The sequence below is a fragment of the Thermococcus sp. genome (genome assembly GCF_027011145.1).
GTDB lineage: Archaea > Methanobacteriota_B > Thermococci > Thermococcales > Thermococcaceae > Thermococcus.
Map to the genome: position 1 here is coordinate 1 of NZ_JALVAO010000039.1, position 12975 is coordinate 12975.

At 51.6% G+C, this 12975-nt stretch carries 15 protein-coding genes; 5 read left to right on the top strand and 10 right to left on the bottom strand.

Going from position 1 to position 12975, the window contains the following annotated elements; genetic code table 11:
• The first annotated feature begins 208 nt into the window (after positions 1 to 208).
• Positions 209 to 1225, top strand: a complete 1017-nt coding sequence (locus MVG27_RS03970) for a DUF835 domain-containing protein (RefSeq protein ID WP_297549895.1) — start codon at positions 209 to 211, stop codon at positions 1223 to 1225.
• On the opposite strand, the gene MVG27_RS03975 is transcribed toward MVG27_RS03970, so the two are convergent.
• Together MVG27_RS03975 and MVG27_RS03980 are read right to left on the bottom strand one after the other, a co-directional pair.
• Complete coding sequence (locus MVG27_RS03975; protein WP_297556249.1) at positions 1215 to 2282, bottom strand: aminopeptidase P family protein; 1068 nt, start codon at positions 2280 to 2282, stop codon at positions 1215 to 1217. The genes MVG27_RS03970 and MVG27_RS03975 overlap by 11 nt on opposite strands.
• A gap of 31 nt (positions 2283 to 2313) precedes the next feature.
• On the bottom strand, positions 2314 to 2943 hold the full coding sequence (locus MVG27_RS03980; protein ID WP_297549762.1) for a phosphatase PAP2 family protein: 630 nt from the start codon (positions 2941 to 2943) through the stop codon (positions 2314 to 2316).
• A gap of 115 nt (positions 2944 to 3058) precedes the next feature.
• Between MVG27_RS03980 and MVG27_RS03985 the strand changes: the two genes are divergently transcribed.
• A complete protein-coding gene (locus tag MVG27_RS03985) occupies positions 3059 to 3643 on the top strand; it encodes a 50S ribosomal protein L15e (RefSeq protein ID WP_297549764.1) in 585 nt (194 codons plus the stop codon).
• A gap of 12 nt (positions 3644 to 3655) precedes the next feature.
• Here MVG27_RS03985 and MVG27_RS03990 read toward each other — a convergent pair whose 3' ends face one another.
• Together MVG27_RS03990 and MVG27_RS03995 are read right to left on the bottom strand one after the other, a co-directional pair.
• Positions 3656 to 4030: a PIN domain-containing protein gene (locus tag MVG27_RS03990; protein ID WP_297549767.1), complete on the bottom strand. Its 375-nt coding sequence runs from the start codon at positions 4028 to 4030 to the stop codon at positions 3656 to 3658.
• On the bottom strand, positions 4027 to 4263 hold the full coding sequence (locus MVG27_RS03995) for an AbrB family transcriptional regulator (protein ID WP_297549816.1): 237 nt from the start codon (positions 4261 to 4263) through the stop codon (positions 4027 to 4029). The genes MVG27_RS03990 and MVG27_RS03995 overlap by 4 nt, the downstream gene beginning before the upstream one ends.
• Before the next feature lie 105 nt (positions 4264 to 4368).
• On the opposite strand from MVG27_RS03995, the gene MVG27_RS04000 reads away from it, so the two are divergent.
• Both MVG27_RS04000 and MVG27_RS04005 read left to right on the top strand, forming a co-directional pair.
• Positions 4369 to 4824 carry an RNA-binding protein gene (locus MVG27_RS04000; protein WP_297549769.1) on the top strand — a complete coding sequence of 152 codons (456 nt, stop codon included), beginning with the start codon at positions 4369 to 4371 and terminating at the stop codon, positions 4822 to 4824.
• The gene (locus MVG27_RS04005) at positions 4821 to 5495 is read left to right on the top strand and encodes a Ribonuclease P protein component 3 (RefSeq protein ID WP_297549818.1); all 675 of its coding nucleotides are present in this window, start codon (positions 4821 to 4823) and stop codon (positions 5493 to 5495) included. Before MVG27_RS04000 ends, MVG27_RS04005 begins: the two co-directional genes overlap by 4 nt.
• A gap of 6 nt (positions 5496 to 5501) precedes the next feature.
• Here MVG27_RS04005 and MVG27_RS04010 read toward each other — a convergent pair whose 3' ends face one another.
• From MVG27_RS04010 to MVG27_RS04030, 5 genes are all read right to left on the bottom strand, one after another.
• Positions 5502 to 6827 (bottom strand): TrpB-like pyridoxal phosphate-dependent enzyme, encoded by a 1326-nt coding sequence (locus tag MVG27_RS04010; protein ID WP_297549771.1) that lies wholly within the window; start codon positions 6825 to 6827, stop codon positions 5502 to 5504.
• A 263-nt stretch (positions 6828 to 7090) separates the two neighbouring features.
• Positions 7091 to 8416, bottom strand: a complete 1326-nt coding sequence (locus MVG27_RS04015; RefSeq protein WP_297549773.1) for a hypothetical protein — start codon at positions 8414 to 8416, stop codon at positions 7091 to 7093.
• Positions 8417 to 8510: 94 nt separating this feature from the next.
• Positions 8511 to 9281, bottom strand: a complete 771-nt coding sequence (locus MVG27_RS04020) for a hypothetical protein (RefSeq protein WP_297549775.1) — start codon at positions 9279 to 9281, stop codon at positions 8511 to 8513.
• On the bottom strand, positions 9281 to 10060 hold the full coding sequence (locus MVG27_RS04025) for a hypothetical protein (protein ID WP_297549777.1): 780 nt from the start codon (positions 10058 to 10060) through the stop codon (positions 9281 to 9283). The genes MVG27_RS04020 and MVG27_RS04025 overlap by 1 nt, the downstream gene beginning before the upstream one ends.
• Positions 10061 to 10069: 9 nt before the next feature.
• Positions 10070 to 10513 (bottom strand): hypothetical protein, encoded by a 444-nt coding sequence (locus tag MVG27_RS04030; RefSeq protein ID WP_297549779.1) that lies wholly within the window; start codon positions 10511 to 10513, stop codon positions 10070 to 10072.
• Positions 10514 to 10594: 81 nt separating this feature from the next.
• On the opposite strand from MVG27_RS04030, the gene nikR reads away from it, so the two are divergent.
• Entirely contained in the window at positions 10595 to 11011 is a 417-nt protein-coding gene (gene nikR / locus MVG27_RS04035) for a nickel-responsive transcriptional regulator NikR (protein ID WP_297470341.1), read from the top strand.
• On the opposite strand, the gene rqcH is transcribed toward nikR, so the two are convergent.
• Positions 11008 to 12960 (bottom strand): ribosome rescue protein RqcH, encoded by a 1953-nt coding sequence (gene rqcH / locus MVG27_RS04040; RefSeq protein ID WP_297549781.1) that lies wholly within the window; start codon positions 12958 to 12960, stop codon positions 11008 to 11010. The two genes, nikR and rqcH, sit on opposite strands and share 4 nt — an antisense overlap.
• Positions 12961 to 12975 lie beyond the last annotated feature (15 nt).

Consider the following 12975-nt stretch of genomic DNA (forward strand, 5'->3'; position numbering starts at 1 on the left):
TGAAGTCTACTTTCATCTCCAAAACCTCCCTTTGTCTTTAATTTTCCCAGAAGAGAGTCACGAATAGGGGGGTTATCGGTGAAATCAGGCATTTGAGCGCCAGCGGAGAAGACACTCCCCCCTCATCGGCATCGGAGCGAGTAACGGCTTTGAGTATTTAAGGTTTTTGGGCCGAAAATTCTTAAAGCGGAAGGAATTAAGTTAGAGCATGTCAGTAGCTCTGGAAATTGAGTTTCCCATGCTGGTTGTCGGTGTTGTAACGTCTGGGTATCTGTTATTCAGGACACTTCGGGAGAGGTCAGTTGAACTCTCCTTTGCTTCCCTTGGGTGGGTATTTTTGAGTGTCCACGTTCTTCTGAGGATTCTGGGGCACTTTTCTCTGGCCGAAACTTTCCTGTACTTCTTTGCCCTTGGGGTTTCTCTCTACGTTGTCTCCCTAATTCGGGACATGTATCCTTCAAAAACTCATCTCTTTGCTCTGTATCTTCTTATTCCCGCTTCTCATCTTTTGTTTAGATTTCTTTCCTTTCTAGGATATCCAATTCAGCATGGTATGGGCGGTATTGCCGGGGATTCAGGAGTTATATTGCTGATTACCGGTTATATAGCTTATAGGACTTTCAAAAGGCTGTTACTTTCCCTCTCAGTTGTCCCAATAGCCGTAGTTTTCCTTCTTTACAAGGCTCTGAGTGGGACTTTGGTTGGTCTCGTTCTGATGACACTTGGTGCCGTCGTGTTTTCAGTGGCCACTATACGCGTAACTGCAGCTGGCCTTTTCAAGGGAGGGAAGACGCCTGAAGTTAGTGGAAGGGGATTGGTAATTGTTAAAGACATTCAGTTCATACTTGACAAGTACAGGGAGTCTCCAGTTCTACTAATAACCCGCAGAATCCGTGAATATCCTCCCCACTGGTCGGTCTTTAGGATATCAACAGTACCGGCTGAGAATTCAGTTTCTCCTACTGCCCTTGAAAAGCTTCGCCATCTGATTGTTAAATACCTGGTCGAGGCCAGAAGGAAAGGTTCAAAGGGTCTTGTTGTCATAGACTGCATAGATTTTCTGCTACTCTACAACGACAGACTTGCGGTTTTGAAGTTTCTAGGAGATGTGAGAGATTATGCTGTGATTAACGATGGTTTGATTTATGTGGCCTTGGACAGCTCCATAGACGAGCGTACGAGAAGGTTAATAGAAAATTTAAGCGACGGGGAGCTCAAAGGATAACCAGCTCCCTCTCGGCCTTCGTCAGCCTTCTCCCATTTCCCTCCACGACAACGTCGTCCTCTATCCTCACACCGCCGAGGCCGGGAACGTAAATTCCCGGCTCTATCGTGAATGTCATACCGTTTTCGAGAACCGTCCTCTCTCCCGGCCCTATGTAAGGCTCTTCGTGGACATCCAAACCTAGGCCATGACCAGTTCTGTGGGTGAAGTATTTCCCGTATCCCGCTTCCTCTATTGTTTTTCTCGCCATTGCGTCTATCTCTCCAGCTTGAATGCCTTCCCTTACGGCCTGAAAGGCCCTCTCCTGTGCCTCCCAGACAACTTCGTAAATCCTGACGAGCCTCTCATCGGGTTCTCCCAGGGCTATCGTTCTAGTTATGTCGGAGCAGTAGCCCTTCCACTTCGCGCCGTAGTCGAGTATAACCATATCTCCCTTCCTCAACTTCCTCTCGCCGGGCTCGTGATGGGGATTGGCCCCGTTTTCACCGCTCGCCACTATCGGCTCGAAGGAAATCCCGTCGGAGCGCTCCCTAATTTCGATTTCTATCCTTAGGGCGAGTTCCCTTTCCTTCATTCCAACCAAATCCCAGCTCAGAACCTCCTCGAAAACGTCATCGACAACCTTTGTGGCCTTTTCCATGAGCCTTATCTCGTCCCTCTCCTTCCTCATCCTGAGCTCCCTCATGACGAGACTTAATGGATAGGGGTTCATCCTAATCGTCCTGCTGAGCTCTATCAGCCAATCCGCCCTCATGGTGTTCTCTATCAGTAAGTTTCCACCGCTTATACCCAGCTCGTGAGCAATCGTTGCGAGTTTAGCGTAGGGGTTCTCGCCGTCCCGCCAGAACGTAACAGGTGCGTCGTGGATAACGTTCTCGTAGAGGCTCGGCGCGAGAATCTGGAAGTCCCCTTCAGGGTTTACGGCCAGAAGGGTGGGTCTTTCACCGGCTTCGTGTATCCTTATACTGGTGAGGTAGTAGAAGTTCGAGCCCGGGCTTATGAGCGCTCCGTCGAAGCCCTTCTTTTTCATCAGTTCAGCGAGTTTTTCGACCCTCATGCCACCACCGGGAACAGTTTTCCGGCATGGCTTAAACCCTTTTCTCAAGCCTCACCGCGAGCAGAGCCACAATGAAACCTCCCAGGACGTCCCAGACCCAGTGCTCCCCTAGGAGGACCGTTGAAACCGGAACGAGGGCAAGGAAGAGGGCCAACAAAAGGGTTTCCCTCTTCCTCTCCTCCAGAACCGAGAGCAGGCCGATGAAGGCCAGCGTGCAGTGGGGCGATGGAAAAACGAACTCGGGTCTTGCCGTCCAGTCGTTGAGCGCGTAGTGCTCTGGAAGGGTGTAAACCACGTGGGGAGCGTAAACGTGGAAGAGGGCAAAGGAAAGGGCGAGAAGACCAAAGCCCAATGCAAACCTCCTGAAAAGTCTTTTCGCCCGCTCCTCGTCTCTCAGCGTGAAGTAGATTGCCGGAAGCCAGAAGCTTCCGACGAAACCGGCTCTGTAAATGGCCCTCATAACGTGGTGTATTGACCTGTGGGAGACCGTCCAGCTAACTATGGAGTATTCGAAGCGATAAGACGTCAGCGGGAGCTTGAGGAAATAGGGGAGAACGTTCACGCTCCACCTTCCTACCCAGGGATAAACCAGCGCATAGGCATCCCAGGCGAGGTAAACCACGAGGAACGCCAGCTGGAGTTTTAGCCTTTTTCCCTTCATCGTGCAAACTTCTCCGCAATCCTTAAAAACCAACCCTCGAAACTCGACCGACTAGGCGGGTTCGCCCGCGGGATGTCCCCGGAAGGGGGAACCACAAACGAGGAAGGTGAGCAAGATGGGAATGTATAAGTACATTAGGGAAGCCTGGAAGAGCCCCAAGAAGAGCTACGTTGGGGAGCTCCTCAAGAAGAGGATGATTCAGTGGAGAAGGGACCCGGTAGTTAAGAGAATCGAGAGGCCGACGAGACTCGACAGGGCTCGCTCCCTCGGTTATCAGGCCAAGCAGGGCTACGTCGTTGTTCGCGTTCGCGTTAGGCGCGGAGGAAGGAAGAGGCCCAGGTGGAAGGGCGGAAGGAAGCCGAGCAAGATGGGTATGGTCAAGTACTCACCAAAGAAGAGCCTCCAGTGGATAGCCGAGGAAAAGGCCGCGAGAAAGTTCCCGAACCTTGAGGTTCTCAACAGCTACTGGGTCGGCGAGGACGGTATGTACAAGTGGTTTGAGGTCATAATGGTAGACCCGCACCACCCGGTCATAAAGAGCGACCCGAAGATAGCGTGGATAGCCCTCAAGCCCCACAAGGGCAGGGTCTTTAGAGGTCTCACCAGCGCCGGCAAGAAGGGTCGCGGCCTGAGGAACAAGGGTAAGGGTGCCGAAAAGGTCAGGCCCAGCGTTAGGGCCAACAAGGGCAAGACCAAGTGAGCTCTTCCCTTCTTATTCTGTTTCCTCTGGGTTTTCTAGCTTTATCCTTTTGATTCCAACCTTCTCGTAGACTTTGTCCGAGCTTATTATAACGCCCCCACATTTTGCCGCATGGAAAGCATCGAAAGCGTTTAGCCCATGCTCTTTCATGTAGTATGCCGCCCGTAGGTAGACGTCTTCCTCTATTCCAGTCAGCGCCATAACAGCAGAGGTCAGTTTTATGGGGTCCAGATTGTACTTTTTGGCCACTATCAGAAGTTCAAGAAACGTTGTTTCGGATGTCGTTATCTGGCCTTCGTATCGCTCGAGGATTTTCTTCGCGTTCTCCTTGAGCCAGTCGTTTGGCTTCATGAGCGCTAGGAAGAAATCCGTGTCCGCGTATATCATTCCTCGCCCTCCGCTTCTTTCGTGGCTTCTTCCAGTATTTCCTTCCTGAGTTCGCGAATGGACTTATCGGGGAGCTTCCTCCCGAGCTCCTCGAGTTCCTTGAGGGGATTTTCTGGTTTGGGAACTATGAGGATTCCCTCATTGAGCTTAACGAGGTATACCTCCTTCGGGAGGTTCTTCCTTATGGCCTTCGGGATGTAAAGCCTCCCTTTGGAATCAATCTGGGTTAGCATATTTTCCACCGATAGGGTATTTGTGGGAAAACTATTTAAAATTTCCCACAAGCGTGGGATTACCTTTTAAAATCCCCCCTTTCCAATTCATCCTGGTGAAGAGAGATGGCGAAGCTTCAGGCGCATCACGTCAGGCTTACCACGTTCATTCACGCTACCGAGGACGAGGACAAGGTCCTTAAGGCGATAGCGACGTTCATTCCCGATGAGATTGACGAGGACGACGTTCTCTTCGACGTTGAGGAAACGACGGGTTTCTTCGGCAACCCGATAAAGGTCGTCAACGTCGAGATAAAGAGGAGCAGAGCTGTCAGGACATTTCTCAAAAACTTCAAGGAACTGCTGAGCGAGGAGGACAAGAAATACATTCTTGAAAACCTTGATGAGAAGGTTGACGAAGAAGGAACGCTCTACGTTAGGTTCAACAAGCAGAAGGCCTATCTGGGCGAAGCGAAAGTTGACGAAGGCCCGGATGTTGTTCAGGTCAGGATAAAGGCCAAGGCCTTTCCGATGAGGAAAGAGGCTGTGGTTAAAGCCGTGAGGGAGTGGCTGGAGGAATGAGCGAAGGGCCTGAGGAGGTTTCTTTCTCAAGGGACTACTTCGTTGAGATGGACGTTAGGAGCGAAGATGCCTACGAATTGGCCAACGAGTGGTTCGACGAGGTAGTCTTTACAAAAAAGCTCGTTCTCAAAAGCTCCCCCGACTGGACCTCCCTGAAGGAGGAGGTCAAAGCTCTAAGGAAAACCTACGGTAAAGTCGCCCTCCTCATTGTCACCAAAAAGCCGAGCCTCATAAGGGAGGTAAAGGGGAGAAACCTTAGGGCTTTAATCTATGTCCAGGGGGGTGACATGAGGATTACCAGGACGGCAATTGAGTCGAGGGTTGATGCCCTGATAAGCCCCTGGCTCGGAAGAAAGGACTACGGTTTCGACCATACTTTGGCAGGAATGGCCTCGCGAAGGGGTGTTGCCATCGGCTTTTCCCTGGCTCCGCTCCTTAGGGCAAACCCCTACGAGAGGGCCCTAACGTTGCGCTTCATGATGAAGGTCTGGGAGCTTACCAGAAAGTATCGCGTGCCAAGGTTTCTAACCAGCTCGGCCGAGAGCAGATGGGAAGTCCGCTCGCCGAGGGACTTGATGAGCCTCGGGATAAACATCGGCATGGAAATCCCGGAGGCGAGGGCGAGCCTGAACTTTCACCCGAGGAGGATTCTTCAAAAATTGAAAAACTGAGGAAAATCAGCCCTCAAGGGCCGGGAAGTAGTCAGGCTCGTAGTCCTCAAGCTTTCCGTCGAGGTAGTCTTCGTAGCCCTGAAGGTCGAGCAGTCCGTGTCCGCTGAGGTTGAAGAGTATGACCTCCTCTTTTCCTTCTTCTTTAGCTTTCAGCGCCCTGTCTATTGTCCCTTTTATCGCGTGGGCACTCTCCGGGGCGGGGATTATTCCCTCGGTCTTCGCGAACAGCTCTGCCGCCTGGAAGACCTCGTTCTGGTGATATGCTACTGGTTTGACAATCCCGTGGTTGATGAGAACGCTCAGCGTTGGCGCTAATCCGTGGTAGCGTAAACCGCCAGCGTGAATTGGCGGGACGTAGTAGGTGTGGCCCAGGGTGTGCATCTTCATCTTCGGTGTGTATCCTCCCGAATCGCCGAAGTCGTATTTGTAAACTCCCCTCGTCATCGAGGGAGCGGCTCTCGGCTCAACTGCTATGAACTCGTAGTCCGCTTTGCCGTCCAGAACGTCTTTCACGAAGGGATAAGCTAATCCAGCGAAGTTGCTTCCACCGCCGACGCAACCGATTATAACGTCTGGCTCCTCGAACTCCTTCATCTGCTCCCTCGCCTCGAGCCCTATGACCGTCTGGTGCATGAGGACATGGTTTAAAACGCTTCCAAGGGCGTAGCGGGCTTTTTCATCCTTCAGAACGTCCTCTATGGCCTCGCTTATCGCTATGCCCAGTCCGCCGGGGTGGTTCGGGTCTTGAGCTAAAAACTTCCGTCCGATTTCGGTTCTGTCGCTCGGGCTCGGGTATATTTCCGCCCCGTAGAGGCGCATTATGGTTTTCCTGTACGGTTTTTGCTGGTAGCTGGCGCGCGCCATGTAAACCCTGACCTTTAAACCGAGGAGCGCTCCTGCTAAGCTTAGAGCCGTTCCCCACTGACCTGCTCCCGTCTCTGTGACGAGCTTCTCAATCCCCTGCTCCTTGGCGTAGTAAGCCTGGGCCAGTGCGGTGTTTATCTTGTGGCTTCCCGTCACGGTCGCTCCTTCATATTTGAAGTATATCCTGGCTGGAGTTCCGAGGGCCTTCTCAAGGTTCGTGGCCCTGAAAAGTGGCGTCGGCCTTCCAATCTTGGCGTAAAGTTCGCGGACTTTCCTCGGAATCTCTATGTAGCGCTCGTTGCTCATCTCCTGTTTCACAAGCTCGGCCGCGAAAATCCTCAACAGTTTCTCCGGCTCCATCGGCTCATTTGTTTCGGGGTCGAGGGGCGGTGCCAACGGCTCCGGAAGGTCGGGCAGTATGTTGTACCACTTCTTAGGTATCTTCGAATCCGGCAGAACGGCTTTCATTCTACCACCTCCATTTCTTGAGAGTAAGCACTAACCGTCTCAACAAATCCCAAAAGCGAGGGAATAATGAGCGTGATGACTAAACCGAAGCGCTCAGGTCTCAGAATGGGTTGGCCAAAAACACTCCCCCCTTAGTTCAACGCCAAAAGCAATCCCGCCCTTTGAACTCTAAACTAACGCGGGAGCTCAGAAGGGAACCTTCAAAGCCAAAAACAATCACTCCTGCCAATCATGGTGCATCGTCTCTTGGAAGATGAAGTCCCTTAAGTTCTTTTTGGTCGCTCTATTGATGATAAGACAACGCTTACATTCTTAGTATCCCCCTTAACTGCCACTGTGACAAGGTATCCTGCACTTTCGAGGCAGATTGACGTCGTGTTTTTCCCGGTGTCGAGCAAATAGCGGGCGTAGTTGCACTGTTCCCCCGTTCCGTAAACGAGGAAGATTACGGTGGTGTTTTCGCCCAGTATGAACTTTTTCCCCGCGAGGGCCCAAACGGTCGGTGGCTCGGCAGGTTTGAGGGCAAAGCTCCCGTTGAGCTCGGATACCACAACATTGAGCGCTCTCTCGGGTGTGTGTCCTTCGGCTTTCCGGCCGTTTTTCAGCCCGCAGGGCGATACCCTTTCGGCAGTTCTCTCAACGTCTTCTATTTTCCCGCTCAGGACGAGGATTTCTTTATCTTTTATTGCAATGTAGTGCGCCCTCCCTTCCCTCACCCATAGGGACCATTTGCATTCCCCGTCTTCTCCTTCGAGCTTTTTCACATATCCGGTTCCCTTGAGCTCTATTGCTATGCTCCTGTAGGTGTTCCTGACCCACTCGCTCGGCCAGTTCTCCGGAATAAACTTTCCAACCCTAACCCCGTCCAATGAGCTCCAGTTGAAGCTGTATCTTTTAAAAATCGGAGGTTCGCTCTCGTTCCAGAGGTAATCTGTGTGCCATCTGAGTGCGAACCCCTTAACGCCCCTGCACGGGCCTCTAGCCGAGATAACGGCGAGACCTCCCCCGAGAACACGTGTCTCGGCGATGTAAACGCACTCGTTTCCCTTGAACAACAGGGCGTCTTTTATAAGGTTAGAGTACGTCCCGTAGTCCTCCACAAGCTTAAGGTATCCCTCCGCCTCAGCGCTTTCGACTGCTTCCCTGTAGGATTTCTCGGCCTTTTCAAGGGGTTCATAAACGGTTACAAAACGACCTATTACGGGGAGTTCAATTATTTTCGATTTCCATGCAACACCGCTGACGTGAACCGTTGAGCGGGCTATTGTTTCGTTGCAGGAACAGGTGAGCCCTTCATTCCTAGCCAGGGTCTCTACGTTTCCGCAACCCGTGGCGAAGTGGAGACCAAAGGCGACGTTTGGGCCTGTACCGGGCGGGGGCTTTAGGAGTAATATCAGGAGAAGAGAAACTGTCAAATAAAGGGTCATTCGGGATCCCCTTCTGTAGTAGTCCCAGAATATAGCCATTGGAAGGAAGACTGCCGATACGAAGAGAACGAGCCCTAGAATGGAGCTGAGCTGAAGGACTATCCACGCTGAGAATGACAGGAAGGCTGAGAGAAGTATGGAGCCTATTAGCTTGACTGCCATGGCTCTCCTCAGTTGTTACGCCTTGAAGAATTATAACCCTTGCCATGGCTTCAAATGTTTTTGAAACGTTCTGAAAAAGGGGTAAAAATCAAGCTTAGGGGCCCTGGATTATTTCTATAGCCCTCTCAACATCAACGTCTCTGCCCTTTAATGCTATGAGAACGTAGTAGTTACCCCCGTCACTCCTTAGGAACCTCAGGCTTCTGTCCTTCTTTTTCATTAAGTACTCCGCGTACCTTACTTGGTCCTCGCTTGAATACACGAGGATAAGCATATCAACGCCTTCTCCTATGTTGACCTTAAATGAGAACTTCGCAAGATACCAGTCTGGTAAAGGACCACTCCAGTTAGCTGGGCTAATCGTTATGTTCCTTTTCATGAATTCACTTCCAATTGAAAGTGCTACAGCCTCTGCAGTTTTCCACGGGCTCGGAGATGATGTTATTGTCCCATTCCTTGGCCTTCCACAGAGCCACGTTTTTCCTGTGGCCTTCATGACGTCATCGTAGGGGCCCCTAACCGCGAGGAACTTAGAGCCGTTGTAGGCTATGTAGTAGGTTCTGTTCTTGGACTCCCAGAGGCTCCACTGACAGGTTACCTTACTCCAGTTACCCTGAGTCATTGAGTAACCGACGTCCTGAAGTTGCTGTATCACCTTTCCATAGAGCTCACTCGCGTTTTCTGAGGTCATGTTGAGTACATCAACGCTTCCCACTTTCTCCCAGCTCAGGTTGATTAAAACTGGTGGGTCACCGTAACCCCAGATTCCTGGTTTTGGCACGGGTTTTATGTAGTAGTACTGCCAGTAAATTAATCCCGCCAGAATCAGTATTGAAACGAGTGCCAGTACCTTCTTCATACCCATCACCCGCAGGAGGTCTCTCTTACTTTGAAAACGCCCTCGATTAAGTTGTAGGCCTGTGATACATCCCAAGTTGGTCCCTTCAACACGAGGAGGGCATAATAACCGAGGGCATGGGTACAGAGTGTTTTTCCCTCAACGAGAGACCTCGCGTAGTCGAGCTGTTCTTCTGTTGCGTAGATTAGAACGAGTATGCTCACGTTGCCTGTTTTTAGGCTGTAGTTCGCCAGGTTCCAGGGGATTTTTCCGTCCCATTCCGAGGGAACGGCGATTTTGCCGTCTCTTTCCAGTGCCTCTCCTATGAGTGAGACCGTGTAGGAGAGCGCCTTTTCCGGGCTGGGGCCGATAACCCTTGTCATCAGACCCGGCTTTCCGCAACGGGAATTTTCATTGGCCCACTCAACAACATCTCTCAGGTTTCCCCTCACGATTAGAATTCCACTGTACGTTTCCCCAACGTAGTACGCCCTCTTTCCCCTCCAGATTGTCCACCTGCAGGTGCTCCAGTTGGCGTAAACGGGATAGTAGCCGAGGGCCCTTAGCTGGGTTTCTAGTTCTCCTCCAGCATTTCCGGGAAGCATCGCCATCTCAACGTTTCCTTCCTCTTTCCAGTTCACGTTTTGAAGAACCGGAGGGTCGGTGAGGCCCCAGAAGGAGGGTTTTTTGGCCGGCTTAACGTTCTCTCTCACCCGGTTCTCCCAGCCCTTGGGTGAGTAGTTTGCAATACCAACGGATATGAGCGCGATAACGATGATTGCCAGAATCCTGTGCGTTCCCTTCATTCCAACACCTCACGCCACTTCAGTCTGCTCGTATGGGCTCTTCCCCTGCCTGTGCCTGAGGAGGAGGGAGTAGAAGAACTCCTTGAGCTCCGGTGACATTCCATCGTCGAGCAGAATATCGGCCTTTCCGTTGTAAAGCTTCTCTGCTTTAGTCACGAGCAGGGCAATCTTCGGGGTCAGGTGTTCGAGCAGAGCCTTCCCAATCTCGGCGTACTCCTCCTCATCAAGTTCCTCATCGCTCTCGATGGCGATGTAAACTATGAAACCCTTCATCTGGACTGCCAGGACAGTTTCGGTTTCGGTAACCTCGAAGAACGAGAAGTTGTAGCCCTCATTCTCGACCCTTGCTATGAGAAGGCCCTTTATTGAGAGCGTAATGGGGGTTTCTCCAACCTCAAAGATTAAATCCTCGGCGAACTCCCTCCGCGCTATCGAGTAAAGCTCATCCCTCATGCTCGAAACTACTCCGGTTCGGATAAAAGACTTTTGGAACAGATTTATAACTGTCGTGTCATCACTTCAGTTGGTGGTGTTATGAAAGTGGTTCGTTTCGGTGTCTCCGTACCTGAGGAGCTCCTCGAAAAGTTCGACCGGATAATTGAGAGGAAGGGCTACGTTAACAGGAGCGAAGCGATAAGGGACCTGATGAGGGATTTCATAATCAGGCACGAGTGGGAGACCGGCGATTCAGAAGTTGCGGGGACGATAACGATGCTCTACAACCATGACGAGGCGGACGTTGTTAAAGAGCTCCTTGACTTACAGCACGAGTACCTTGAGGAGATAGTTTCAAGCATTCACGTCCACATGGACGAGCACAACTGCCTTGAGGTAGTCATTGTAAAGGGCAAGGCGAGCAGAATAAAGGAGATAGCGGACAGGCTTTTGAGCCTTAAGGGTGTAAAGCACGGTAAGCTCGTTATGACCGGAACGGGGAAGGAACTGGTCTAACCCACTACCTCCACTATTTCTCCCCCTCCCGGCGGAAGGATTGCGTTCAGGTCCTCTTCCCTGACCTTGTAGCCCCACCTCTCAAGGATTGCCCGTATCTTTTTCACGAGCTCACCCTTCTTGAGCCTCCCAGGTCTTATGACGATGTAGCGCTTCGTGTGGGCCTTGATGGCTTCAACCGGTGCGCAGACGACGTAGTCCTCGCCCTCGTAGTTTATGACTCCTACAGCTAGCTTTAGCGGTAATCCGCGAAGCCAGTTCCTTTTTCCGTAGACCATGAAGGCTCCCTTGCCGAGGTATTCCCCGCTGGGGGCCTGCTTCGTCACCTGCTCCGGATACGCCCAGTAGGCATCGGCCGAGTAAAGTCCCAGACTCCACGCTCTGCTCATCGAGACGGCGAACTGACAGGCCTCGAATATCGTCTTTTCTCCGGCTTTTTGTCCGTCCTTAATGACAACGTGAGGGGCGCCGTAAACGTCGGCGTGGCAGTAGAGGTCGTTCTCGGTCATGTGCTTTTTAACAAGCGTTTCGTTTGTGCTCGCGTCTTTGCCAGCTAAAACAAGAAAGCCCTCGCTCGAAACGAACCACCGGAACTTCTCGAACCACTTCTTCTTTCTCCTCTCGATTTTTCTCACGTTGAGTTCCTTCTTCATCTCCTCCTCGATTAGCTTCTCCACTTCGTTTAGCTTTCTCTTCGTGTCCTCGTAGGCTTTCAAAGCTCCCTCGTACTTGTGCCTGAACTTCTTGGCCTTCTCGTAATAGAGTTCGGCGTTCTCGCCGAGGCTTTTGTTGAGGTATAGCTTTACCTTCCTCCCCTCAAGTTCTATGGTTACGGCCTTCTCTTTCGCGTCAATCCCCTTAACCATCTGGGCAACCCTGTTTCCAGCTTTTTTGCCCTCCTCGATTCTCTTCCTGAACTCCTCCCAGCCGAGCTTTTCCGTGGCCTTTCTGAACTCCTGAAGGAGACGCTCAATGAGGGAGTAGTTAGCGTAGATTAAATCGCCTATCTCCTGGTTCTCGTTCATTGCCCTTTCAAAGCCCTTCAGCATTTCCTCCTGCTTTTTCAGAGTGGCCAGCAACTGCCTCTTCTTGCTTTCGAGTTTCTTCGTCCTCTCAATTTTGGCCTTCTCGATTGTGAGCCTGCCGAAGTATTCATCGAGGGCCTCGCTGAATGTTTTAAAGTACTTCTTCTCGAGTCCATCATAGACCCTCAGCTCTATAGGCACTACATCGTGCATGTTGCCGTCCTTGAAGACTATGTTGGGCCTTGGCTCGTCGTTAAAGGTCTTCATCATCGCCTCGTAGACCTTTCTCAGGTCCTCGTCGCTGAGCTCCTTAACCGGAGTCGTCTTCTCGAAACCGGCCCTTATTGAAATCTCCTCCGCGTAGAGGCCACCCATGTTGAGCTTTCTCGCCAGAGCGCGAACGAGTTCAAGCTCCTCGTTTTCCCGCATAAGTTCAAGAAAGCGCTCGAAGCTTACCTCAAGCGGATTTTCTCTGGCCGGAGGGAACCTGTACTCAGCTTTGGGCTTTATGGCCCTGTCCTTGTACTCCTCGTATCTTAGAGCCGCCACAATCCTGTTCTCCGAGTCAACGAGGACGATGTTGCCCTTCCTGAAGAGCTCCCCGATGAGGGTGTAATCGCCAACCCTGATTTTCACAATCCTGTCGAACTGATGTTGCTCTATTGCATCGATGAAGCCCCCACTCAGGTGCTTCCTGAGGAGCATCGTGAAGCTCGACGGCTGTTTAGGGGCCTCCTTGACGTAGCTCGTTAGGTGAAATCTCTTTCCAGCTTGGAGTATTAAATCGGCCCTTCCCTCCTTCGTGCGGAGCTTAATCCTTATCTCGTCCCCATCGTGATAGACTTTGTCAACGCGAGAACCGAGGAGCCATTGAAGTTCCCTAACGACGTAGCGGATATCGACTGAACTCATTTCCTCCTTCATTCTCCCACCCAAAAA